The organism is Kitasatospora sp. NPDC051984 (assembly GCF_044593455.1).
GTDB lineage: Bacteria > Actinomycetota > Actinomycetes > Streptomycetales > Streptomycetaceae > Kitasatospora.
The window spans coordinates 23,348-46,199 of sequence record NZ_JBIUCB010000036.1; the positions used below are offsets into that span (position 1 = coordinate 23,348).

General features: G+C 73.5%; 18 protein-coding genes. 10 read left to right on the forward strand and 8 right to left on the reverse strand.

All coding sequences use genetic code 11. From position 1 onward, the window contains the following. Positions 1-113 precede the first annotated feature (113 nt). From ACIHEI_RS34935 to ACIHEI_RS34945, 3 genes are all read left to right on the forward strand, one after another. A complete protein-coding gene (locus ACIHEI_RS34935; RefSeq protein WP_396609582.1) occupies positions 114-1,070 on the forward strand; it encodes a polysaccharide deacetylase family protein in 957 nt (318 codons plus the stop codon). A 64-nt stretch (positions 1,071-1,134) separates the two neighbouring features. Further along, the gene (locus ACIHEI_RS34940; protein ID WP_396609583.1) at positions 1,135-2,352 is read left to right on the forward strand and encodes a S1 RNA-binding domain-containing protein; all 1,218 of its coding nucleotides are present in this window, start codon (positions 1,135-1,137) and stop codon (positions 2,350-2,352) included. A 24-nt stretch (positions 2,353-2,376) separates the two neighbouring features. Beyond that, positions 2,377-2,568: a S1 RNA-binding domain-containing protein gene (locus ACIHEI_RS34945; protein WP_396609597.1), complete on the forward strand. Its 192-nt coding sequence runs from the start codon at positions 2,377-2,379 to the stop codon at positions 2,566-2,568. Between the two features lie 16 nt (positions 2,569-2,584). On the opposite strand, the gene ACIHEI_RS34950 is transcribed toward ACIHEI_RS34945, so the two are convergent. Together ACIHEI_RS34950 and ACIHEI_RS34955 are read right to left on the reverse strand one after the other, a co-directional pair. After that, on the reverse strand, positions 2,585-3,292 hold the full coding sequence (locus ACIHEI_RS34950; protein WP_396609584.1) for an exonuclease domain-containing protein: 708 nt from the start codon (positions 3,290-3,292) through the stop codon (positions 2,585-2,587). Between the two features lie 103 nt (positions 3,293-3,395). Next, positions 3,396-4,649 (reverse strand): SAV2148 family HEPN domain-containing protein, encoded by a 1,254-nt coding sequence (locus tag ACIHEI_RS34955; protein WP_387645713.1) that lies wholly within the window; start codon positions 4,647-4,649, stop codon positions 3,396-3,398. 413 nt (positions 4,650-5,062) lie between these two features. Between ACIHEI_RS34955 and glgX the strand changes: the two genes are divergently transcribed. Genes glgX through treZ form a run of 3 tightly spaced genes read left to right on the forward strand, consistent with a single transcriptional unit; the run spans position 5,063 to position 11,369 of the window. Beyond that, positions 5,063-7,186 (forward strand): glycogen debranching protein GlgX, encoded by a 2,124-nt coding sequence (gene glgX, locus ACIHEI_RS34960; RefSeq protein ID WP_387645715.1) that lies wholly within the window; start codon positions 5,063-5,065, stop codon positions 7,184-7,186. A 59-nt stretch (positions 7,187-7,245) separates the two neighbouring features. Further along, complete coding sequence (gene treY, locus ACIHEI_RS34965) at positions 7,246-9,636, forward strand: malto-oligosyltrehalose synthase (RefSeq protein WP_396609585.1); 2,391 nt, start codon at positions 7,246-7,248, stop codon at positions 9,634-9,636. Continuing rightward, the gene (gene treZ / locus ACIHEI_RS34970) at positions 9,636-11,369 is read left to right on the forward strand and encodes a malto-oligosyltrehalose trehalohydrolase (RefSeq protein WP_396609586.1); all 1,734 of its coding nucleotides are present in this window, start codon (positions 9,636-9,638) and stop codon (positions 11,367-11,369) included. Before treY ends, treZ begins: the two co-directional genes overlap by 1 nt. A 13-nt stretch (positions 11,370-11,382) precedes the next feature. Here treZ and ACIHEI_RS34975 read toward each other — a convergent pair whose 3' ends face one another. Continuing rightward, positions 11,383-12,288, reverse strand: coding sequence for a transketolase family protein (locus ACIHEI_RS34975; protein WP_396609587.1), 906 nt, complete (start codon positions 12,286-12,288; stop codon positions 11,383-11,385). A gap of 18 nt (positions 12,289-12,306) precedes the next feature. Then, positions 12,307-12,948 carry a transketolase gene (locus ACIHEI_RS34980; protein ID WP_387863972.1) on the reverse strand — a complete coding sequence of 214 codons (642 nt, stop codon included), beginning with the start codon at positions 12,946-12,948 and terminating at the stop codon, positions 12,307-12,309. Positions 12,949-13,137: 189 nt separating this feature from the next. On the opposite strand from ACIHEI_RS34980, the gene soxR reads away from it, so the two are divergent. The 3 genes from soxR to ACIHEI_RS34995 all read left to right on the forward strand — a co-directional run bounded on the left by soxR (position 13,138) and on the right by ACIHEI_RS34995 (position 15,527). Beyond that, positions 13,138-13,665, forward strand: coding sequence for a redox-sensitive transcriptional activator SoxR (gene soxR, locus ACIHEI_RS34985; RefSeq protein WP_396609588.1), 528 nt, complete (start codon positions 13,138-13,140; stop codon positions 13,663-13,665). A gap of 108 nt (positions 13,666-13,773) precedes the next feature. Continuing rightward, complete coding sequence (locus ACIHEI_RS34990; protein WP_396609589.1) at positions 13,774-14,625, forward strand: SAM-dependent methyltransferase; 852 nt, start codon at positions 13,774-13,776, stop codon at positions 14,623-14,625. 65 nt (positions 14,626-14,690) lie between these two features. Then, on the forward strand, positions 14,691-15,527 hold the full coding sequence (locus tag ACIHEI_RS34995) for a sulfurtransferase (protein ID WP_396609590.1): 837 nt from the start codon (positions 14,691-14,693) through the stop codon (positions 15,525-15,527). Between the two features lie 47 nt (positions 15,528-15,574). Here the strand turns inward: ACIHEI_RS34995 and ACIHEI_RS35000 are convergent, their stop codons facing one another. Beyond that, the gene (locus tag ACIHEI_RS35000; protein ID WP_396609591.1) at positions 15,575-17,668 is read right to left on the reverse strand and encodes an MMPL family transporter; all 2,094 of its coding nucleotides are present in this window, start codon (positions 17,666-17,668) and stop codon (positions 15,575-15,577) included. Positions 17,669-17,779: 111 nt separating this feature from the next. Beyond that, on the reverse strand, positions 17,780-18,376 hold the full coding sequence (coaE, locus tag ACIHEI_RS35005; RefSeq protein WP_387645741.1) for a dephospho-CoA kinase: 597 nt from the start codon (positions 18,374-18,376) through the stop codon (positions 17,780-17,782). A 395-nt stretch (positions 18,377-18,771) separates the two neighbouring features. Here coaE and ACIHEI_RS35010 point away from each other — a divergent pair, with 395 nt between their 5' ends. Then, on the forward strand, positions 18,772-19,650 hold the full coding sequence (locus tag ACIHEI_RS35010) for an alkaline phosphatase family protein (protein ID WP_396609592.1): 879 nt from the start codon (positions 18,772-18,774) through the stop codon (positions 19,648-19,650). 4 nt (positions 19,651-19,654) lie between these two features. On the opposite strand, the gene ACIHEI_RS35015 is transcribed toward ACIHEI_RS35010, so the two are convergent. Both ACIHEI_RS35015 and ACIHEI_RS35020 read right to left on the reverse strand, forming a co-directional pair. Next, a complete protein-coding gene (locus ACIHEI_RS35015) occupies positions 19,655-20,299 on the reverse strand; it encodes an MBL fold metallo-hydrolase (RefSeq protein ID WP_396609593.1) in 645 nt (214 codons plus the stop codon). A 55-nt stretch (positions 20,300-20,354) separates the two neighbouring features. Beyond that, a complete protein-coding gene (locus ACIHEI_RS35020) occupies positions 20,355-22,460 on the reverse strand; it encodes an MMPL family transporter (protein ID WP_396609594.1) in 2,106 nt (701 codons plus the stop codon). Positions 22,461-22,852 lie beyond the last annotated feature (392 nt).

The following is a 22,852-nucleotide window of genomic DNA, read 5'->3' on the forward strand; positions in this document are numbered from 1 at the left end:
CCCGCCTTGTGGCGCAGCGCACATCCGGACGGAACCACCTCGGTCGTACCTGGCGTCGTCGTAGTCGACCGGACGCCCCGCTGCTCGCGGCAGGTACGACGTAGGAGTCGTCCATGGTGAAGTCCCGCATAATCGCCCGTCGTCGTTCTCTTCTTCTCGGTGCCTCCGCCGCACTGCTCGCCCCGGCCCTGCTGGTGGCGTGCGGTGCGCACGGCACCCCCTCCGCGGCAGGGGCAGCCGCGCAGCACCCGGCCACGCCGAGCGCGAGCACGACCACGGGCGACAGCGGGGGTTCCTCGGTGGCGGCCCGGCCGACGCCGAGCGAGGGCACCCCGTCCCCGTTCGCCTCGCCGAGCCAGGACCCGACGGCGCCCACCCGGACGCCGGCCCCGCCCGCCCCGAGCACCACCCCGTCCACGCCCGGCACCGGCGCCTCGCAGCCGTCCGGCGGGCAGCAGAGCCACGCCCCGGCCACGCACGTGCTGGCGCACACCGCCTCGGGCGGCAAGACCGTGGCGCTGACCTTCGACGACGGCCCGGGCCAGGCCACCGGCCAGGTGCTGGACCTGCTGGCGCAGTACGACGCCAAGGCGACGTTCTGCGAGATCGGCGACAACGCGCAGGCGCACCCGGCGATGGTCAAGCGGATCGTCGCCGAGGGCCACCGCCTGTGCGACCACACCGTGGACCACCCGCAGCCGATGCACACCCAGTCGCACCAGCAGCAGGTGGCGGAGATCGCCGACGCCAAGACGCAGATCGAGGACGCCGCCGGCGGCAACGCCCCGATCGCCTGGTGGCGCGCCCCGGGCGGCGACTTCACCGCCGAGAACGAGAAGATCGGCGCCGACCAGGGCATGAAGTCCCTCGGCTGGTCGGTGGACCCGCGCGACTGGTCCCGCCCGGGCGTGCAGTCGATCGTCACCACCGTCGAACAGAACCTCCGCCCGGGCGGCGTGGTGCTGATGCACGACGGCGGCGGCGACCGCACCCAGACCGTGGCGGCCCTGAAGCAGCTGCTCCCGTGGCTGGTGGCCCAGGGCTACACTTTCGACTTCCCGCAGTCCTGACCGGCTCTCTTGCCGAGGCGTCCTGACGGCTTGTCAGGGCGCCTCTTCGGCCTTCAGGAGCCCCGTGCCCGCCTTCGTGCACCGCGTCACCAAGTACGACCCCGCCAACCGTGACGAGCGCGGCCACTATCTGGCCGACGACGACACCGACAGCGACCGCGGGCCGATCGAGGCGGCGTACCTTCAGGCGGTAGTCGCGTTCGCCGAGGAGTGCGGCCTCGACCGGCTGACGATCGGCCGCCCGGAGGCCGCCTTCTTCGCCTCCCCCGAGGACGGCGGCCGCCTGGAGGACCTCTTCCCGGGCCTGCACGGGTTCCACGACGGCGCGGAGGTCTCCCTCGAGACCGCGCTGGAGCTGGTGCGGATGATGCTGCGCGGCGGCGAGGGCTGGTGCCTGCTGGAGGCCGGCGACCGGTTCTTCGTGCACATCGGCTGGGACCAGTACATGTACATCGGCACCCACCGCCCCTGCGAGCGCGCCGCGGCGCGAGTCCGCCGGCTGGGCCTGTTCCCGGAGCCGATACCGGAGTCGCCGTACTCCGAGGAGTCGGATGAGCCGGGCGAACAGCGGCCCGCCGACGAGGAGTTCTGGGCCCGGGTGCACTGGCTGGTCGCCGGAGGCCGGGCGGGCCTGCTGGAGGAGGGCTACGTCCAGAACGCCTCCCGCTGGCACCGGCTGACGCCCGAGACCATCGACGCCGTCCGCGCCGGCCTCACCCCGCGCGCCATGCTGACCCTCTGGCCGCCGCTGTCCGCCGACGTCGCGGCCGTGCTGGCCTCGCTCCCCGAGGACGACACCCGGGAATTCGTCTGGGAGGACGGATCGGGCGCCGTTCACAGCGTGGTCGTGCACGACGACCAGCACGAGGAGTTGACCGCCCGGGTGGCGGACGCCCGGGCCGCCTGCGCGCTGCCGATCACGGTCGACGAGCACCGTCCGCTGCTCAGCGGCGTGCTCCCCGACGAGGACGGCATGCTGCGGGCCCGCTGGCGCACCACCTGGTCGCCGTGCGACGAGACCTGGATGTTCCTGAAGTCCCTGCGCCCCGGTCAGGCCGTCACCGGCACCGTCACCGGGATCGCCGACACCGTCGTGTTCGTGGACGTCGACGGCTTCACCGCGCGGATCCGCCGACCCGAGCTGTCCTGGCGGTCGTTCACCTCCCCGTCCGACCTGGCCCCGGTGGGTGGGCAGGTCACGGCCGCGGTGCTCGGCGCGGACCTGGTGCGGGAGGAGCTGTACCTGTCACTGAGGGCGCTGCAGGACAACCCGCTGGAGTAACTGCCCACCGGCGTCGGCGAGTTGGTGGACGGCGTGGTGACGAGGGTGCTCACGTTCGGCCTGCTCGTCCGGATCGAGGACCGCCCCGACGGCCTCCAGGGGCTGGTGCCCGCCGCCGAGTCGGCCTGCGGGGCCGTTCAGGTCGGCGACGGGCTGACCGTGCGGATCCTCGAAGTCGACCTGGCCCGGCAGCGGGTCCTGCTCTCCTGCCGCTGATCGTCGGCCGCCGCCCTCAGGACGCCGCCTTGAGCGGCCAGCGCGGGTCCACGGTGGCGGCCGGGTCCTTGCGGCGCAGCCAGTCCTGCAGGCCGGTGGCCCAGTCGCGGTGCCAGGCGATCTGCCGCCGGTGCAGTTCGTCGAGCGGCAGGTCGCCGGCCTGTTCGGGGTAGCGGTGGCCGAGGGCGACGGCGACCCGGACGGCGGCGAGTGCGTCGCTGCCGGCCTCGTGGGCGTCGTGGAGTTCGACGCCGTAGACCTCGCAGACCCGCTGGAGGGTGCGTGAGCCCTTGCGGTACTTGTCGAGGGCGCGGTCGACGACCATGGCGTCGACCACGGGGGTGACCGGCCCGCCGAGGCGTTCGGCGAGGGTGGGGCGGCCGTGGCGGCGCAGTTCGGCGTCGAGCAGCGACAGGTCGTAGGGCGCGTTGAAGGCGACCACGGGCCGTCCGGCGGCGAGCCGCTGGTGCAGGGCCTGGGCGATCTCCTCGATCGCCTCGGCGGCGGGCCGGCCGTGGGTGCGGGCCTCGGTGTCGGTGATGCCGTGGATGGCGGTGGCCTCGGCGGGTATCGGGACGCCGGGGTCGATCAGCCAGTTGGTGGCCGTTTCGACGCGCCCGCCGAGGGTGTCGACCACGGCGGCGGTGACGATCCGGGACTCCTGCGGGTCGGTGCCCGTGGTCTCCAGGTCGAATCCGGTGAGTGGCCCCTTCCACCAGGTCATGGGGTGTGTCCTTCCGTCAGCACTGCCAAGACGCGGACCATCATCGCGCGCCGCTGTGACAGCGCCGACGGCGCGTCCGCCCTGGCGGGGGCGACCGTGCTGGTCAGGACACTGCGCGGGAGTCCCCCCAGAGGTCCTCGAACTCCTCCCGGTAGACCTCCAGCAGCCCGGGTTCGGTGCCGCCGGCCTCCTGCCCGGCGCCGCCGCGGAGCACCAGGGCGGGCGATTCGATGCCGCGGGCCTTGCGCAGGTAGGGCTGGATGACGCCGAGGTCGGTGGAGCGCCGCCGTCCGCCGGCGCCCGTGGTCCGCGGGCCCTCCACCAGGTAGGCGGTGAACCGGGGCAGTTCGTCGAAGACCCGGATCTCGAAGCTTCCGGGGTCGCGCAGCCGGGCCCGGACCCGCCGCGCGTGCATGATGTTCATCTCCACGGAGCGCCCCAACTCGCCGCGACCGAGGCCGAGTTCGCGTTCGCGTCGGCGGACGGCGCTGCTTGCCGGGTTGAGGAACAGCAGCCGCACCCGGCAGCCGTCGCTGGCGAGGCGTACCAGGCGCTTGCCGGTGTAGTTCTGGCAGAGCATGCCGAGTCCGATGCCGACGGCGTCCAGGCGCCGGGCGCCGTCGAGCAGGTCCTCGACGGGCAGGTCGCGCTGCAGGCGGACCCGGTCGGGGTGGACGGCGATCACGTCGGCGTAGCGGCCGGCCACGAGTTCCTCGACCACGTCGGCGGGCACGCCGCCGTGGGTGCCGTCGAGCAGGGCGAGCAGCCGGGCGGCGGCCCGTTCGGTCTGGTCGAGGACGGTCTTGGTCAGGGCCCGGTTGCGGGAGACCACGTGCCGGGCGACCTCGAGTTCGTCGAGGGCGAGTTCGATCTCCCGGCGGTCCACCAGGTGCGGTTCGAACAGCGGCCAGTGCTGGACCATCAGTTCGCGCAGCTGCGGAAGGGTGAGGAAGACCAGCGGGTCGTCGTCGACGGGGTCGAGCAGGTAGCCCTTGCGGCGGGAGACCTCGCGGACGGCGGCGGCCCGGTGCACCCATTCCTCGCCGGCCGGTCCGGCGGCGGCGGTGACCCACTCCTCGCCGTGCGCGGGCGCGTAGACGGGGTGCAGCACTTCGTGCACGAGGGCGCGCATCCGCTGTTCGACCAGGTTGAGCCAGACGTAGGCGCGGCCGGCCAGCCGGACCCGGCGGTAGGCGCCGTCCCACTGGTCGGCGGCCCAGGCGGGCGGCATGCCCTCGGCGGGGCCGCCCTGCGGGGGCAGCGCCCCGCGTCCGACGCCGGTGCGGACGACCAGCGTCGGGGCCTCGCTGCCGCCGGCCCGCGGGTCGGGTCCGTCGCCGTCGGCGGGGAACGCCATCCGCTACCTCACCTCTCGCCCGCCGCCACTCGGCCGCCGGTCTGTCCGCTGACTCGCTCCACCATGACGGCCCTTGGTCGCCGGCCGTACGGGCCCGGGGTTCTCGCGGTCCGGACGATCAAGGGTATCGCCCCCCGTGGCCCCGACACAGCCCTCTTGACAGCACGCGCACCGGCAGTCGACGGGCCGTCAGTACGCGGTTGTCCGGCCCGACATCCGGGACACCCGTTCGGGCGAACAACGGGCGAATGGGACCGGATGGGCGCGGCGTTCGGCCGTCCGGCGGGGAGTATGCGGGTGTGCCGTGCGTCCGGCCCGTCGCGCCACCGACGCCCCGCACACGTTCGGGCGCTCCGCCGGGTGGTCACCCGTAGGGGCGCCGATTGGCGTCTGGCACTGGGAGTCGAGGACACATGCAGGTCTGGCCGGGGCAGCCCTACCCGCTCGGCGCCACCTATGACGGCGCCGGCACCAACTTCGCGGTGTTCTCCGAGAGCGCGGACCGGATCGAGCTCTGCCTGATCGCCGAGGACGGCTCCGAGACGGCCGTCGAACTGCGCGAGACCGACGCCTTCGTCCGGCACGCCTACCTGCCGGGCGTGCTGCCGGGCCAGCGGTACGGCTTCCGGGTGCACGGCCCGTACCAGCCGGGTCTGGGCCTGCGGCACAACGCCTCGAAGCTGCTGCTTGACCCGTACGCGAAGGCGATGGGCGGCCACATCGACTGGGACGAGTCGGTGTACGGCTACCACTTCGGCGCGCCGGAGCGCCGCAACGACCTGGATTCGGGGCCGCACACCATGCACTCGGTGGTGATCAACCCGTACTTCGACTGGGGCACCGACCGGCCGCCGCGCACCGACTACCACCGCACGGTGGTGTACGAGGCGCACGTGAAGGGCCTGACCAGGCTGCACCCGGGCATCCCGGAGGAGATCCGCGGTACCTACGCGGGCCTGGCGCACCCGGCGGTGATCGAGCACCTGGCGAAGCTGGGCGTCACGGCGATCGAGCTGATGCCGGTGCACCAGTTCGTCCGCGACCACCGGCTGCGCGACCTGGGGCTGTCCAACTACTGGGGCTACAACACGATCGGCTTCTTCGCCCCGCACTCCTCGTACTCCTCGACGGGCGACCGCGGGCACCAGGTGCAGGAGTTCAAGTCGATGGTGAAGGCGCTGCACGCGGCCGGCATCGAGGTGATCCTCGACGTGGTCTACAACCACACCGCCGAGGGCAGCCACCTCGGGCCGACGCTGTCCTTCCGCGGCCTGGACAACGCCTCGTACTACCGGCTGGCGAAGGACCAGCGGTTCTACGAGGACACCACCGGCACCGGCAACTCGCTGCTGATGCGCTCGCCGCACGTGCTCCAGATGATCATGGATTCGCTGCGTTACTGGGTCACCGAGATGCACGTGGACGGCTTCCGCTTCGACCTGGCGGCGACGCTGGCCCGGCAGTTCCACGAGGTGGACCGGCTGTCCTCGTTCTTCGACCTGGTCCAGCAGGACCCGGTGGTCTCGCAGGCCAAGCTGATCGCCGAGCCGTGGGACCTCGGCGAGGGCGGCTACCAGGTCGGCAACTTCCCGCCGCTGTGGACGGAGTGGAACGGCAAGTACCGCGACACCGTCCGCGACTTCTGGCGCGGCGAGTCCGCCACCCTGGCCGAGTTCGGCTCCCGGCTCACCGGCTCCTCCGACCTGTACCAGGACGACGGCCGCCGCCCGATCGCCTCGATCAACTTCGTCACCTGCCACGACGGCTTCACGCTGCGCGACCTGGTCTCCTACAACGACAAGCACAACGAGGCCAACCGGGAGGACAACCGGGACGGCGAATCCTTCAACCGGTCGTGGAACTGCGGCGCCGAGGGCGACACCACCGACCCGGGCGTCCTCGAACTGCGCGCCCGCCAGCAGCGCAACTTCATCGCCACCCTGATGCTCTCCCAGGGCGTGCCGATGCTCTCGCACGGCGACGAACTCGGCCGCACCCAGCGCGGCAACAACAACGCCTACTGCCAGGACTCCGAACTGACCTGGCTGACCTGGCCGACCCGCGACGGCGGGCAGGCCGACACCCGGCTGCTGGAGTTCACCCAGGGCATGATCTGGCTGCGCCGCGACCACCCGGTCTTCCGCCGCCGCCGCTTCTTCCACGGCCGCCCGGTCTCCGGCACCCACGACGCGCTGACCGACATCGCCTGGTTCACCCCGGGCGGCGAGGAGATGACCGAGCAGGACTGGTCGACCTCGTACGCGAAGTCGCTGACGGTCTTCCTGAACGGCAACGCCATCTCGGAACCGGACAGGCGCGGCGGCAAGATCGTCGACGATTCGTTCCTGCTGATGTTCAACGCCCATTCGGAGCCGATCGCCTTCACCGTCCCGGCCGGCCACGGCGAGGTCTGGCAGGTCGTCGTCGACACCTCGCTGCCCGCCCTCCCCGCCCCCGGCACCGGCCCGCGCGCCAAGGCCGGCGACACCCTGCACCTGCCGGACTACTCCCTGCTGGTCCTCCAACGACCGGCCTGACACCGCCCGTTCGGGGCAATCTGCGGTAGGCCTCCGCCGGTCCGGGTAGGGATTCGGCTATGACGTCAGCCGCCGCGCGCCCTTCCACGGCCCGCTTCCCGACGGCCACCTACCGGCTCCAGCTGCAGCCGGAGTTCACCCTGCACGACGCCCGCCGGGCGGTGCCGTACCTGGCGGCGCTCGGGGTCTCGCACCTGCACCTGTCGCCGCTGCTGGAGGCCGTGCCGGGCTCCACGCACGGCTACGACACCGTCGACCACGGCCGGATCGCCGAGCAGCTGGGCGGCGAGACGGCGCTGCGCGAGCTCGCGGCCGCGGCCCAGCGGCACAACCTGGGCCTGATCGCCGACGTGGTGCCCAACCACATGGCGCTGCCCGTGCCCGAACAGCTGAACCGGCCGCTCTGGCAGGTGCTGGCGAACGGCCCGGACGACCCGTTCGCCGCCTGGTTCGACATCGACTGGACGTCCCAGCCGGGCCCGATCGACGCCCCCGGGCGCGGCCGGCTGCTGCTGCCGCTGCTCGGCGACCGGCTCGGCGTGGAGATCGACCGGCTGACGGTGGACGGCGAGGTGCTGCGCTACCACGAGCACGAGTTCCCGCTGCGCCCCGGCACCGCCCAGCTGCCGCTGCCGCAGCTGCTGGAACGCCAGTGGTACCGGCTGGCCTGGTGGAAACTCGCCGACGAGCAGGTCAACTACCGGCGGTTCTTCACCGTGAACGAGCTGATCGCGGTGCGGATGGAAGTCCCCGAGGTGTTCGAGGCGACGCACGCGGTGCTGCTGCGCCTGCACCGCGAGGGCGTCCTGGACGGCTTCCGGATCGACCACCCGGACGGGCTGGCCGACCCGCGCGGCTACCTGCGGCGCCTGGCGGAGGCCACCGGCGGCGCGTACACCGTGGTGGAGAAGATCCTCACCGGCGAGGAACAACTGCCCGAGGACTGGCCGTGCGCGGGCACCACCGGCTACGACGCGCTGCGCCGGATCGACGGGGTGCTGACCGACCGGCGGGGCGCGGAGAAGCTGGCGGTCTCCTACCGGCGCGACGTCGGCGACCGGGCCGACGCGGCGGCGTCGGCGCTGATCGGCCGGGCCGAGATGGTCGCGCCGGACGGGGCGCTGTCGGCCGAGACCGACCGGCTGGTGCGCCTGGTGGAGCGGATCTGCGCGGACGGCCCGGAGCTGGCCGACCACTCGCCGCTGGCGGTGCGCCGGGCGCTGGAGACCCTGCTGACCGAGTACCCGGTGTACCGCCCGTACGTGGTGCCGGGCGAGGCGGCCCCGCCCGACGCCGTCCGGGCGCTCGCCCTGCCCGAGGAGGCGTCCGGCGCCGAGCGGCTGGTGCACCTGCTGGCCCTCGGGGAGCTGGGCCGCTCCCCCGCCAAGGACGAGTTCTGCCACCGTTTCGGCCAGACCGCCTCGGCGGTGGCGGCCAAGGGCGTGGAGGACACCGCGTTCTACCGGTTCAACGCGCTGCTGTCGCTGAACGAGGTCGGCGGCCTGCCCGAGCACCCGGGCGTACCGCCCGCGGACTTCCACCGCTGGTGCGAGCGGCAGGAGGAGCACTGGCCGCACGCGATGACGGCGCTGTCCACGCACGACACCAAGCGCAGCGCGGACGCCCGGGCCCGGCTCGCGGTGCTGGCCGAGCTGCCGGAGGCGTGGGCGGCGGAGTGCGCGGCGTGGACGGTGGCGGCCGGGCCGTGCCCGGACCGGGCCTCGGCGTGGCTGCTGTGGCAGACCCTGCTGGCGGCGTGGCCGCTGTCCGAGGAGCGGCTGCTGGGGGTGCTGCTGAAGTCGGTGCGGGAGGCCAAGCGCCGCACCTCGTGGACGGAGCCGGACGAGGCCTTCGAGCGGCGGCTCGCCCAGTACGTGCGCGGGGCGCTGGCCAATCCGGGGCTGTGTCCGCGGATCGCCGGGTTCGTCGGGATGCTGGAGCCGTTCGCCCGGGTGAACTCGCTGTCGGCGGCGCTGCTGCACCTGCTGGTGCCGGGCGTTCCGGACGTGTTCCAGGGCGGCGAGGAGCCGCTGTACACGCTGGTCGACCCGGACAACCGGGCGCCGGTGGACCTGGACGCGCTGGCGGTGCGCCTCACCGACTCGGCCGCGCCGCGCCCCGGCGACCTGGCCCGGGAGAAGCTGCACCTCACCAGGACCGCGCTGCACCTGCGCCGGGAGGGCGCGCTGGGCCGCTACCGCCCGCTGGCGGGGGTGGGCCCGGCGGCCGACCACCTGGTGGCGTTCGCCCGCGGCGGGCGGGTGCTGGGCGCGGCGACCCGGTTGCCGTACGGGCTGCACCGGGCGGGCGGCTGGGGCAGCACCCTGCTGGAGCTGCCGCCGGGCCGCTGGACGGACCGGCTCACGGGCCGCCACTTCGTCGGCGGGCCGGTCGAACTGTCGTATGTGTTCCAGCAGTTGCCGGTGGCGCTGCTGGTGGAGGGGGCCTGATGCGGTACCGGGTGTGGGCGCCGGCGGCCAAGGTGGTCGAGGTGGAGGTCGGGGCGATCCCGTACCTGCTGGAGCGCGACCCGGCGCACCCGGGCTGGTGGCACGGGGACGGCCCGGACGGCGACTACGGCTTCCGGCTGAACGGCGGTTCGGCGCTGCCCGATCCGCGCTCGCCCCGGCAGCCGTTCGGCCCGGACGGGCTGAGCCGCCCGGTCGACCACGCCGCGTTCGACTGGTCGGAGACGGCCTGGCGGGGCCGCCCGCTGCCGGGCACGGTGGTCTACGAGCTGCACGTGGGCACCTTCACCGCCGAGGGCACCTTCGACGCGGCCGCCGCCCGCCTCGACCACCTGGTCGAACTCGGCGTGGACTTCGTCGAGTTGATGCCGGTCTGCCCGTTCCCCGGCCGCTCCGGCTGGGGCTATGACGGGGTGTCGCTCTGGGCGGTGCACGAGCCGTACGGCGGCCCGGACGGGCTGAAGCGCCTGGTGGACGCGGCGCACCAGCGCGGCCTCGGCGTGATCCTGGACGTGGTGCACAACCACCTCGGCCCATCCGGCAATTACCTGCCCCGGTTCGGCCCGTACTTCACCGACCGGCACCACACGCCGTGGGGCGCGGCGGTGAACCTGGACGCACCGGGCTCGGACGAGGTACGGGCGTACCTGATCGGCAGCGCGCTGGCCTGGCTGCGCGACTACCGGATCGACGGACTGCGGCTGGACGCGGTGCACGCGCTGGCGGACGACCGGGCGCTGCCGTTCCTGGAGGAACTCGCCCATTCTGTAGAGGAGTTGGCGGAGGCGACCGGACGTCCACTGTTCCTGGTCGCCGAGTCGGACCTGAACGATCCGCGCACCACCGCGCCCCGCCCGGCCGGCGGGCTCGGACTGGCCGGGCAGTGGAGCGACGACTTCCACCACGCCCTGCACGCGCTGCTGACCGGCGAGAGCCAGGGCTACTACGCGGACTTCGCGGCCGACCCGTGGACGGCGCTCGCCAAGACGCTCACCAACGGGTGGTTCCACGACGGGAGTTGGTCCTCGTTCCGGGGGCGCTCGCACGGCCGACCGTTCCCCGCCGCCTACGGGCACCGGCTGCTGGGCTACGCGCAGACCCACGACCAGATCGGCAACCGGGCCACCGGCGACCGCCTGTCTGCCTCGCTGCCACCCGGGCGGCTGGCCGCCGCGGCCGCGCTGGTGCTGACGTCCCCGTTCACGCCGATGCTGTTCATGGGCGAGGAGTGGGGGGCGTCCACCCCGTGGCAGTACTTCACCGACCACACCGACCCGCAGCTCGCCGAGGCCGTCCGGCAGGGCCGGCGCCGGGAGTTCGCCGAACACGGCTGGCGTGCCGAGGACGTCCCCGACCCGCAGGACCCGGCCACGGTGCGCGCCTCCACGCTGGACTGGTCGGAGCCCGGCCGCGCCCCGCACGCCGAACTGCTCGGCTGGTACCGGGCGTTGATCCGGCTGCGGCGCGCCGCGCCCGAGCTGACGTCCGGCGACCTGGCGGCGGTGCGGGTGCGGCACGACGCGGCGGCGGGCTGGCTGGCCGTCCACCGGGGCCGCTACCGGGTGCTCGCCAGGATCGGCGGCGAGGGGCCCGCCGCCGTCCCGCTGGAAGGTGAACTCGCCGCGCTGGAGGCGGCGTTCGGCGAGGTACGGCCCGGGCCGGACGGCGCGGTGCTGCTCGGGCCGGACTCGGCGGCGGTGCTGCGCACGGCCTGAGGCTCTACCGCCATCACCACAGGAAGGCGGCGATCCGGGCGTTCAGGTGGGCCGCGTCCAGGCCGTACGCCGTCAGGTGCTCGGCCATCGACCCGTAGTGCCGGTGCTCCGCCACCGGCACGCCCAACCCGAGGAAACGGTGCGGCAGTTGCTCCAGCGCCCGATGTGCCTCGCGCTCCGAGGTACCGGCCAGGTACGGCTCCACCAGCACCACATCGGCCCGGCCGCCGATCGCCGCCCGCAGGCCCGCCGCGTCGAACGGCCGCACGGTGGCGGCGTACAGCACCGTCACGTCCAGCGTCTCGGTGGCCTCCAGTACCGCGTCCAGCATCGGGCCGACCGCCAGCACCACGCCGCGGTTGCCCTCGCGGACCGTCAGGAACTTCCCCGGGACGATCGGCCGGGCCTCGCGGTTCTGCTGGGCGGACAGCCGCACGTACTGCAGGCTGTCGCCGGCCGCGACGGCGTGGCGCAGCAGCAGGTCGGCCTCGGCGGGGTGGCCGGGGACGTGCACGTTCCAGTCGGGGAGGGTGTCCAGCAGGGCGATGTCGCCGGGCGCCATGTGGGTGCGGCCGCCGGCCGCCCAGTCGTAGGAGCCGTACGCGCTGACCAGCACCGCGCCGACGCCTTGGTGGTTCAGGTCGAGCTTCACCTGCTCGAAGGGCCGCTCGATCAGGAAGCTGGCGAAGGTGTGCGCGATCGGGCGCATCCCGGTCAGCGCCAGGCCGCCGGCGACGCCGATCAGCAACTGCTCGCGGATGCCGACGTTCACCACCCGGTCCGGGTGGGCGCGGGCCGCCTCGGGGAACTGGGCGGCGCTGACGTCGGCGAGCACCAGGGCGGTGCGCGGGTCCCGGGCGAGCAGCTCGGTGGTGGTCAGCGCGAACTGGTCGCGCATCGTCAATTCCTGGGTGGTCATGGCCTGTTGTCTCCGCTCTCAGCTGTACTTGGGTTCGGTGCGGGCCACCACCACGTGCGGGCGGCCGGGGTGCGGGGCGGTGTACGCCCGGTACAGCTCCTCGTGGTCGCGGCCGTTCACGGAGGCCGTCGACCAGCCCGCGCCGGCGAACCGGGACGCGATGCCGCCGCTCCAGCCGTGCGTGGCCGAGGAGTTGTCGATCACCACCGCGTGCAGCCGCTCCAGGCCGTACGCGCCGGCGAACGCCAGCGCCTCGTGGTTGCTGCCCTCGTCGAACTCGGCGTCCCCGAGCAGCACCCACACCGCCGGGGCGTCCAGGCCCTGCGCCCGCAGGCCCAGCGCGGTGCCCACGGCCAGCGGCAGTCCGTGCCCCAGCGAGCCGGAGCCGATCTCCGCGCCGGGCACCAGCAGCCGGTCCGGGTGATGGCCGAGCGGCGAGTCGTACGACCCGAAACTCGACAGCAGCTCCACCGGGAAGAAGCCCTTCGCGGCCAGCACCGCGTAGTACGCCATCGGGCCGTGGCCCTTGGACAGCAGGAAACGGTCCCGCTCGGGCGCGTCGGCGGTGGCCGGGCCGACCTTCAGCACCTGGTCGTACAGCACCCACAGGGCGTCCAGGGTGGAGGTGGCGGCCGGCGTGTGCTTCTCGTCGCCGGTCATCAGCGAGATCAGGTGCGGCAGGTCGGTGAAGCCCAGGCCGGTGGCGGCCGGATCGGTGGCGACCGGGTGGGTGGCGGCCGGGTCCTTCTGACTGCCGGGAGTGCTCGTTGCTTCGCTCGTCATGCCGATGAGCATCCAACTTCAAGTCCGCTTCAGGTCAAGGGGCGCTCGCGGGTAGTGTTCCGGACCATGACGCCGTCCCGGCACGACCGCCTCACCATCGGCCAGCTCGCCCAGCGCAGCGGGCTCGCCACCTCCGCGCTGCGCTACTACGAGAGCCTCGGTCTGATTCACGCCGAACGCACCAGCGGCAACCAGCGCCGCTACCCGCGCGCCGCGCTGCGCCGGATCGCCTTCGTCCGGGCCGCCCAGCAGGTCGGCCTCTCGCTGGAGGAGGCCCGCACCGCGCTCGCCCGGCTGCCCGAGGACCGCGCCCCCTCGCCCCGCGACTGGCACACCGTGGCCGCCACCTGGCAGCACCGCATCGACCGGCAGATCGCCGAACTCCAGCTGATGAAGGCCAAGTTGACGGGCTGCATCGGCTGCGGCTGCCTCTCCCTGAGCCGCTGCACGCTGTACAACGCCGAGGACCGGGCCGGCGCCGCCGGACCGGGCGCCCGCTACCTGCTCACCCGTGACCCGGACACCGGGCCCGAGCCCGCCGCCGAACCTGTCGCCGAGCCCGTCACCGGACCGGCTGCCGGACCCGACCGGTAGCCTGGCCGCGTCGCCGGACCGACCGGTTTCGGCCATCCGTGGTCGTACCGGTTTCCCGGCCGTCTATGCTGCCCCCGAAAGCGCGTTCCAACTGACGGGGGGCCGGAAATGACCGATCATCAGGAGATCTCGCTCGGCTGGATGTCCGGCGACCAGAGTCCGCCGCCGTCCTCCGAGCTGCGACCCGAGGTCCCGCACCCCGCCCGGATGTACGACTACTACCTGGGCGGCAAGGACAACTTCCCCGCCGACCGGGCCGCCGCCGAGCAGGTGGTCGCGCTCAGCCCGCTGGTCCGGATCAGCGCGCTCGCCAACCGGGCCTTCCTGCAGCGCGCGGTGCGCACCCTCGCCGCCGAGCAGGGCATCCGCCAGTTCCTCGACATCGGCACCGGCATACCCACGGCGGGCAACACCCACGAGATCGCCCAGTCCGTCGACCCCACCGCCAAGGTCGCCTACCTGGACAACGACCCGATCGTGCTGGTGCACGGGCGGGCCCTGCTGGCCGGCGCCCAGCAGGGCAGCGTCAGCGTCCTGCAGGCCGACCTGCGCGACCCCAAGGCGATCCTCGCCGACCCCGCCGTCCGCGAACTGCTCGACCTCGACCGGCCGGTCGCCCTGATGCTGTTCGCGATCCTGCACTTCATCGACGACGCCGACGACCCGTACACCCTCGTCCGCACCCTGATCGACGCCCTGCCCTCCGGCAGCTACCTGGCGCTCTCGCACGCCACCGCCGACTTCATCGACCCGGCACACGCCGAAAAGGGCCCGGCCATCTACCGCTCCGCGACCGCCCAGCTCACCATGCGCACCCGCGCACAGGTGCTGCGCTTCTTCGACGGCCTCGAACTGCTCGAACCCGGCCTGGTCACCGCCCCGCAGTGGCGCCCCGACCTGGCCCCGCAGGACACCGACGGCCAGGTCGCCATCTGGGCCGGCGTCGCCCGCAAGCCCTGACACCACCTCAACTGCCCGACGGCGGCGGTGCGATCATTCTGTCTCCCCCACCTCTGGAGCCCCCCGTGACCGCACTGCCGCCGCCCCCACCCCTGGTCGACGCCGCCTGGCTCGCCGACCACCTCTACCACCCCGACCTGGTCGTCCTCGACGCGAGCATCGGCGCCCATCGCCACGCGGCCCACCGCATCCCCGGAGCCCGCCCGTTCGACCTCGACGGGGCACTCTCCGACCACCGCTCCGACCTGCCGCACACCATGCCGCCGGCCGCCGACTTCCAGCGCGAACTGCGCGCCCTCGGCGTCAACGACCGCTCCACCGTGGTCGTCTACGACGGCGCCGGAATCTACTCCAGCCCGCGCGCCTGGTGGATGCTGCGCGCCATGGGCTTCGACCGCGCCGCCGTCCTGAACGGCGGACTCCCCGCCTGGCAGGCCGCCGGCCACCCCGTCACCGACCTCCAATCCCCTTACTCCCCCGGCGACTTCACCGCCCACCCCCGCCCCGGCCTGCTCACCGACCGGGACGCCGTGGCCGCCGCCCTCACCGACCCCGACACCACCGTCCTGGACGCCCGCTCCCACGACCGCTTCACCGGCGACGCCCCCGAACCCCGCCCCCACCTGCGCCCCGGCCACCTCCCCGGCTCCACCAACCTCCCCTTCACCGACCTGCTCACCCCCGACGGCCACTACCTCCCCCTCCCCGACCTCCACACCCGCCTCACCACCGCCACCGCCCACCGCCCCCACCTCATCACCACCTGCGGCTCCGGCATCACCGCCTGCATCCTCGCCTTCGCCGCCCACCTCACCACCCACCCCACCCCCACCGTCTACGACGGCTCCTGGTCCGACTGGGGCCGCCCGGAAACCAACCTCCCAGTAGCCACCGGCAGTTGACCGGCCGCCGGCGAGCCCCGAGCCGCTCACGCACAGGGCCAGTGCCGTCACTCTCCCGTCGAGCCCTGCGGGGGCGTTGCGCGGGACAGCCGGCCCGGCCACCACATGTGGTGGCGGAGGTCGGCGGTGAGGGCGGTGACCAGGACGGAGCGGACGACCAGGGTGTCGAGGAGGACGCCGAGGGCTACGGCGAAGCCGATTTCGGCGAAGCCGACCAGGGGGAGGGTGCCGAGGACGGCGAAGGTGGCGGCGAGGATGAGGCCGGCGGAGGTGATGACGCCGCCGGTGGCGGCCAGGCCGGCGACGGCGCCGCGGCGGGTGCCGAGGTGGGCGGATTCCTCGCGGACGCGGGTCATCAGGAAGATGTTGTAGTCGATGCCGAGGGCCACCAGGAAGACGAAGACGAAGAGCGGGAACGCCGGGTCCTGGGCCTCGAAGTGGAAGACGTGCGCGAAGAAGAACGCGCTGATGCCGAGCGCCGCCGCGTACGAGAGGACCACGGTGGCGATCAGGATCAGCGGCGCCACCACGGCGCGCAGCAGGGCGGCGAGGATCACCAGGACCACGGCCAGCACCAGCGGAATGATCACCCGGTTGTCGCGGCTGGCGGCCCGTCCGGCGTCGAGGACCACCGCGGTGGATCCGCCGACCTGCGCGTTCGCCCCTGGTACGGCGTGCACGGCCGCCCGGACGCGGTCGACGGTGGCGCGGGCGGCGGCGCTGTCGGGTGGGTCGGTGAGTGTCGCCTGGAAGAACGCCTCGCCGCCGCGCACGTCGGCCGGGCCGATCCCGGCGATGCCGGGGGTGCTCGCGGTGGCCTGCCGGACGGCTTCCAGTGGCGGCCCGGCGTTGCTGATCACCGACAGCGGCGCGCCCGTCCCGCCGGGGAAGTGCGCGGCCAGGACCTGCTGGCCGGTGACGGAGTCGGGTGTGCCGGTGAACGATCCGGCGGCGCTCAGGCCGGTCGCGTTCAGCGACGTCAGCCCGGCGGTGCAGGCGGCCAGGGCGAGCGCGGTGCCGATCCACACCTTGCGGGGGCGGACGGCGATCCAGGCGCCGATGCGTGCCCAGCGTCCGGTCTTCGTCGGTTCGGGTGTGCCGTAGCCCGGGCGGACCGGCCAGAACACCCAGCGTCCGAAGGCGACCAGCAGCGCGGGCAGCAGGGTGAGCATGGCCAGCAGGGCGACGACCACGCCGATCGCGCAGACCGGGCCGAGGCCGCTGGTGGAGTTCATCTCGGCGACCAGCAGGCAGAGCATGGACGCGACGACCGTCGCCGAGCTGGCCAGGATGGCCGGCCCGGCCCGGCGCAGGGCGGCGGCCATCGCCTCGTGCCGGTCCTGGTGGCGTCTGAGTTCCTCCCGGTAGCGGGCGGTCAGCAGCAGCGCGTAGTCGGTGCCCGCGCCGAGCACCAGCACGATCAGGATGCCGGCGCTCTGCCCGTTGACGATCAGTCCGGCGTGCTTGGCCAGCAGGTAGATGACGGCCTCGGCCACCGCCAGCGCCGCCCCGGCGGACAGCAGCGGCAGCAACCACAGCACGGGGCTGCGGTAGGTGAGCAGCAGCAGCACGATCACCACGCCGACTGTCGCGAACAGCAGCGTGCTGTCGATGCCGGAGAACACCTTCGCCTGGTCGGCGGCGATCCCGCCGGGGCCGGTGACGTGGGTGACCAGCCCGGCGGGCGCGCCGGCGGCGGCGGTGGCGCGCAAGCTGTCCACGGCCGGCTTGAGGTTGTTCCACCCGGTGGTGCCGACCGCGACGGGCACCACGGTCTGCATCGCCTGCCCGTCCGCGGAGACGATCGGCCCGACCACCGGCGCGACCACGTGCGGCGCGGTGGTGAAGCTCTCGGCGTCGCGGGTCGCCTTGGCGTGGTCCTCGGCGGTGATGCCGCCCGGCCGCTGGTACACCACCACGGCCTCGGCGGTTTCGACCGGCTGGAACCGGCGTTGCGCGTCCAGCACCCGGGTCGACTCGGCGTTGGCGGGCAGCCAGCTGGACGCCTCGTTGTTCTCGGCGCCCATCAGCTTCCCGGCCAGCGGCGCGGCGACCAGCAGCAGCACCAGCCACAGGCCGAGCACCACCCACTTCCGACGCCGCCCGCACGGCAGCGCGGACCATCTCGTGCCGGAACTCATCGCGACCGGCCCCCAGTCGACGACCCCGGGCGGGGCCGTCCGCGCCGCCCTCCTCGTCCCAGCATCGGGCCGGGGCCGCCCGCCCGCCCGTCATGGGCACAAAAGCCCAGGTCAGGCGCTGCGCTGCTCCAGTTGCCGCCACAGTTCGCGGACGCGGGTGGTGAGGCCGTCGAGGTCGCCGCTGTTGTCGAGGACGAGGTCGGCGACGGCGAGCCGGTCCTCGCGGGTCGCCTGGGCGGCCATCCGGGCGCGGGCCTCGTCCTCGGGCATGCCGCGCAGGGCGGTGAGGCGGCGCAGGCGTTCGGCGTCGGGGACGTCGATGACCACGACCAGGTCGTACAGCGGGGCGAGGCCGTTCTCGGCGAGCAGCGGCACGTCGTGCACGACGATCGCGTCCGGCCCGGCGGCGGCCTCCAGTTCGGCGGAGCGGGCCCGCACCAGCGGGTGCACGATGGCGTTCAGCGCGGCCAGCCGGGCGGGGTCGGCGAAGACGATCCGGCCGAGCGCGGGGCGGTCGAGCGAGCCGTCGGGCAACAGCACCCCGGGGCCGAACTCGGCGGCCACGGCGGCCAGTCCGGGCGTTCCGGGGGCGACCACCTCGCGGGCGATCACGTCCGAATCGACGATCACCGCGCCCAGCGCGGCCAGTTGGCGGGAGACCTCGCTCTTGCCCGCGCCGATGCCGCCCGTCAGTCCGATCCTCAGCATGCCGTCAGGCTACCGGCCCGTACGAGGGCGCCGGTCGCAGCCCCGGCAGAACGAACGCCGAGCGAAATCCGCGGGAACTCTCCGACCGCCTCCCCAAGGGGCGTCCGGGAAAAGTTGTCCATACAGCTCCGCTGGCCCGATCCGGCCGCTAGGGTCTGTCCGGTCGATCTTGTCGGATCAGCGCGCGGCTCCCCCAGCCCTTGCGGGCTGGGAGGTGCCCCCATTTCGCGCCCGGCTGGGAGTGCCGGCGAACCGTCCTCGTACTGGGTGTACTTGGGCGGTTTGCCGGTGCTTCCAGGCGGGATGATCCGGCGTCGGGCGCCCGGCAAGATCGGCCGGACAGACCCTAGGGTTCCGAACACCCGCACCACCCTCGAACGATCGGAGCACCACCCGTGTCCAGCAACTGGCCCGCCGGCCCGCGCCGGGTCCTGGTCGTCGGCATCGACGGCGTCCGTCTCGACCTGCTGCCCGAGCTGCACACCCCGCACCTGGACGCGGTCGCCGCCGCCGGCTTCCTCGGCACCGTCGAGGTGGACGACGCCACCCCGACCATGTCCGGACCGTGCTGGGCGACCATCGCCACCGGCGTCGGCGTCGCCAAGCACGGCGTGCTCGGCAACCACTTCGGCGGCCACCGGCTCGACGTGTTCCCGGACTTCGCCACCCGCCTGGCCAAGCAGCACCGCCGCCGCACCTTCGCGGTCGGCGGCTGGGAGCCGCTGTTCCTGGCCCGCGACGGCGGCCCGCTGTTCAACGCGCCCGGCCGGCTCTCGTACATCGCGCCGCTGGAGGACACCCCGGAGGCGTGGGAGGTCTGCGACGAGCGGGTCACCGCCGAGGCCGAGTACGTGCTGGCCCGCTCCGACGACGACCCGCAGGCGTCCTTCGTCTACCTCGGCGCGGTCGACGAGACGGCGCATTTCCGCGGCTGCGGTGAGGACTACCGCCGCTCGATCGAGGCCGCCGACGTCCGCCTCGGCCGCCTGCTGGCCGCCCTGCGCGAGCGCTCCACGTACGCCGCCGAGGAGTGGACGGTGATCGTGGTCACCGACCACGGCCACGTGGACGCGGGCGGCCACGGCGGCCGCAGCGAACTGGAGCGCACCGCGTGGATCGCCGCGTTCGGCCCCGGCATCACCCCGGGCGCGCCGGTCGGCCCGCTGCACCACACCGACGTCGCGGCGCACGTGTACGCGGCACTGGAGATCGCCTCCGACTCGCACTGGACGCTCGACGGCCGCCCGTTCACGGCCGCCGCGCCCGTGCACTGACCGGTCAGGCCAGCTCGACCGACTCGCCGACGTCGAGGGTCCGGTACACCACGCCGCCGGTGCCGGGCCCCTGCGGGCCGAGCAGCCGCCCGTGGACGGCCCGCCCGGCCTGGCTGAGCGTCTCCTCGTGGATCGCCACCGCCTGCCGGGGCCGGGCGTCGCGCAGGTAGTCGACCAGCTCGCCGACCCGCAGCCACGGCGCGCCGAGCGGCAGCAGCAGGGTGTCGACGGTGTCCGGCGGGACGGTCAGCGCGTCGCCCGGGTGGAACACCCGGCCGCCGAGCAGGAAGCCGATGTTCGGGATCCGCTCGATGTCCGGGTGGATCTCCGCGTGCCACTCGCCGTGCACCGTCACCGGCAGCCCGTCCAGCTCGAACGCGTCGCCTTCGCCGACCACCGTCACGTGCGTCCCGATGCCCTCGAGCTGCCGGGCCACCGAGCGGTTGCTGTACACCCGCAGCCCCGGGTTGGCCTCGACGGCGGCCCGGACCTGTGGCTCGGTGAAGTGGTCGGCGTGCTCGTGGGTGATCAGCAGTGCGCTCACGTCCCGCACCGCCTCGGGGCCGGTGAACATGCCGGGATCGATCAGCACCGCCCCTTCCGCATGCTCGATCCGGACGCAGGCATGGCCGAACTTCGTCAGTCGCATACCGCCAGACTAGGGCGCACCCACCAGCGCGGGCTGCTCGGCGGTGCGCGGCAGCCTAGGACGCAGGCACCAGCGCGGGCTGTTCGGCGGTGCGCGGTGCGGGCAGCGCTGCCGGGCGCAGCGGCGGCAGTTCGACGTGCTCGCTGAGGCCGATGATCCGGTGCAGGCGGCGCAGCGGGGCGGGCGCCCACCAGTTGAGCCGGCCGAACAGCGACATGGTCGCGGGCACCAGCAGAGTGCGCACCAGGGTGGCGTCCACGGCGACGGCGACGGCGAGCGCGATGCCCATCTGCTTGACCATCAGCATCTGTCCGGCGGCGAATCCGGCGAACACGATCACCATCAGCAGCCCGGCCGAGGTGATGATCCGACCACTTCGCTGGAGTCCCAGCTCCACCGACCGCAGACAGCCGTGGCCCTGGTCGTGCAGCTCCTTGATCCGGGACAGCAGGAACACCTCGTAGTCCATCGACAGCCCGAACGCGAAGGCGAACACCAGCACCGGGATCATCGTCTCCAGGCCGCCGGTCGGAGTGAACCCGAGCAGCCCGCTGAAGTACCCGTGCTGGAACACCAGCGTCAGCGCCCCGAGCGAGGCGCCCAGCGACAGCACGTTCATCAGCAGCGCCTTGACCGGCAGCACCACCGACCCGGTCATCATGAACAGCAGCACCAGCGTCCCCGCCGCGACCAGGCCCACCGCCCACGGCCCGCGCGAGCCGATCTCGTGCTGGAAGTCCACCAGCGACGCCGCGTCCCCCGTCACGTACGTCTCCAGGCCGCCCCGGTGCTCGCGCAGCTCGCCGACCACCCGCTTGGCCTGCGCGCCCTGCGGGTCGCCCTTCACCAGCACGTCCACGGTCTGCACCCCGTCCGAGACGGGGGTGACGGCCCGCACCCCCGACACTCCCGGCAGCGCCGCCACCACGGTGTCCGCGTAGTGCTGCGCCTGCTGCGGCGTGCCCTCGACGACCACCTGCACAGGGGCCGGGGCCTGCGCCGGGAAACGTTCCTGCACGGCCTCGGCGACCTGCCGGGACGCGAAACTCTTCGGCAGAACGTCGGCGCCCGAGTTGCGGAAGTGCGAACCCAGGAACGGCGCCCCCGCCGCGAGCAGCAGCGCCACGCACGCCAGCATCACCGGCACCGCCCGCCGCTGCACCCGGCGCACCGTCCGGGAGAAGAACCCCTCGTCCGGGACGGGCGCGCTCGGCGCCTTGATCCGCCGCCCCATGAAACCCAGCAGCGCCGGAATCAGCGTCAGCGCCGCCGCCACCGCGATCACCACCACGCTCACCCCCGCCGCCGCGACCGCCCGGAACACCGGACTGGTGAACACGAACAAGCCGCTCAGCGCCACCGCCACCGTCAGCCCCGAGAACGCCACCGTCCGGCCGGCCGTCGCCGACGTCCGCTCCACCGCCTGCGCGATCGTCGCGCCCAGGCCGCGCTCCTCGCGGAAACGGCTCACCATCAGCAACGCGTAATCGATCGAAAGACCCAGCCCCAGCACCGTCGCGATCGGCAGCACGCTGGTGTCGATCTCCATGATCCGGCTGAACCCGAACATCGCCAGCAGCGCCCCGCCCACCGAAGCCACCGCCCCGATCCCCGGCAACCCCGCCGCGGCCAGCCCGCCGAACACCAGCACCATCACGATCAGGGTGAGCGGCAGCGTCACGATCTCCCCGAACCGGGTGTCCTTCGCGGTCTGGTCCTTCACCTCCTGTTGCAGCACCAGATCGCCGCCCACCACGGTGTGCGCCCCGTCCGCGGTGATCCGCTCCAGCCGGTCGGTCACGGCGCCGATCTGCTTGGCGCTCGCCCCGTCCGCCATCCGGACGTTCACCAGCGACGCCCGGCCGTCGTCAGCCGTCAACTGCCCCTGCATCGAATACGTGTCCGCCACCGAGAGCACCCCCGGGAGCTTCGCCACCTCCGCACTCGCCTGCTGGACGGCGCCCTTGACGCCTTCGCTACCCACCTGCGGCCCGCCCACCACCGCCGTCACGGTGCCCTGCACCGGATCCGCCGCCTGCACGACCGCAACCCCACGAGCCGACTCCGACCCGCCACTCCCCGTCCCCGCCACCGACCCCTCGAACACGCGCCCGCCGATCAGCACCCCCGCCACGAGCACCAGCGCCCACACCCCCAACACCCAACGCCGGTGCCGGAAACACACTCGCCCAAGCCCCGCCAACCGGCCGGATACCTGGGAAACCTCGACCTCTGCTGCGGTGGAGCGACAGCTGCGCATGCGGGGAGCCTTTCGGACAAGTCACCTCAATGTATGCGTGACTTCCCGAACGTCCTATAGCCGGACGATGAGCCGCATCTCACAATTCCCTTCACATAAACGCCACTTAAGCTCCCCCACTCCCACCCACCCACCCGCCCGAGCACCCGCCAGCAGAGGACACGCCGCGCGAGGCAGGCCGGGACGGGGGCATTGCGCGCACCGGGCCCCGGCACCGTGCACCGCGCCGCGATCCGCCCTCCCCCGCGCGGAGCGCACCCTTCGCTGGCGGGTGCCCGGGCGGGTGGGCGGGC

What these genes read in the sequence shown, in the direction of transcription:
- ACIHEI_RS34935 (WP_396609582.1), top strand. Translation starts at nt 114, where the DNA reads ATGGTGAAGTCCCGCATAATCGCCCGTCGTCGTTCTCTTCTTCTCGGT.
- ACIHEI_RS34950 (WP_396609584.1), bottom strand. Translation starts at nt 3,292, where the DNA reads ATGACCTGGTGGAAGGGGCCACTCACCGGATTCGACCTGGAGACCACG.
- ACIHEI_RS34955 (WP_387645713.1), bottom strand. Translation starts at nt 4,649, where the DNA reads ATGGCGTTCCCCGCCGACGGCGACGGACCCGACCCGCGGGCCGGCGGC.
- glgX (WP_387645715.1), top strand. Translation starts at nt 5,063, where the DNA reads ATGCAGGTCTGGCCGGGGCAGCCCTACCCGCTCGGCGCCACCTATGAC.
- treY (WP_396609585.1), top strand. Translation starts at nt 7,246, where the DNA reads ATGACGTCAGCCGCCGCGCGCCCTTCCACGGCCCGCTTCCCGACGGCC.
- treZ (WP_396609586.1), top strand. Translation starts at nt 9,636, where the DNA reads ATGCGGTACCGGGTGTGGGCGCCGGCGGCCAAGGTGGTCGAGGTGGAG.
- ACIHEI_RS34975 (WP_396609587.1), bottom strand. Translation starts at nt 12,288, where the DNA reads ATGACCACCCAGGAATTGACGATGCGCGACCAGTTCGCGCTGACCACC.
- ACIHEI_RS34980 (WP_387863972.1), bottom strand. Translation starts at nt 12,948, where the DNA reads ATGACCGGCGACGAGAAGCACACGCCGGCCGCCACCTCCACCCTGGAC.
- soxR (WP_396609588.1), top strand. Translation starts at nt 13,138, where the DNA reads ATGACGCCGTCCCGGCACGACCGCCTCACCATCGGCCAGCTCGCCCAG.
- ACIHEI_RS34990 (WP_396609589.1), top strand. Translation starts at nt 13,774, where the DNA reads ATGACCGATCATCAGGAGATCTCGCTCGGCTGGATGTCCGGCGACCAG.
- ACIHEI_RS35000 (WP_396609591.1), bottom strand. Translation starts at nt 17,668, where the DNA reads ATGAGTTCCGGCACGAGATGGTCCGCGCTGCCGTGCGGGCGGCGTCGG.
- coaE (WP_387645741.1), bottom strand. Translation starts at nt 18,376, where the DNA reads ATGCTGAGGATCGGACTGACGGGCGGCATCGGCGCGGGCAAGAGCGAG.
- ACIHEI_RS35015 (WP_396609593.1), bottom strand. Translation starts at nt 20,299, where the DNA reads ATGCGACTGACGAAGTTCGGCCATGCCTGCGTCCGGATCGAGCATGCG.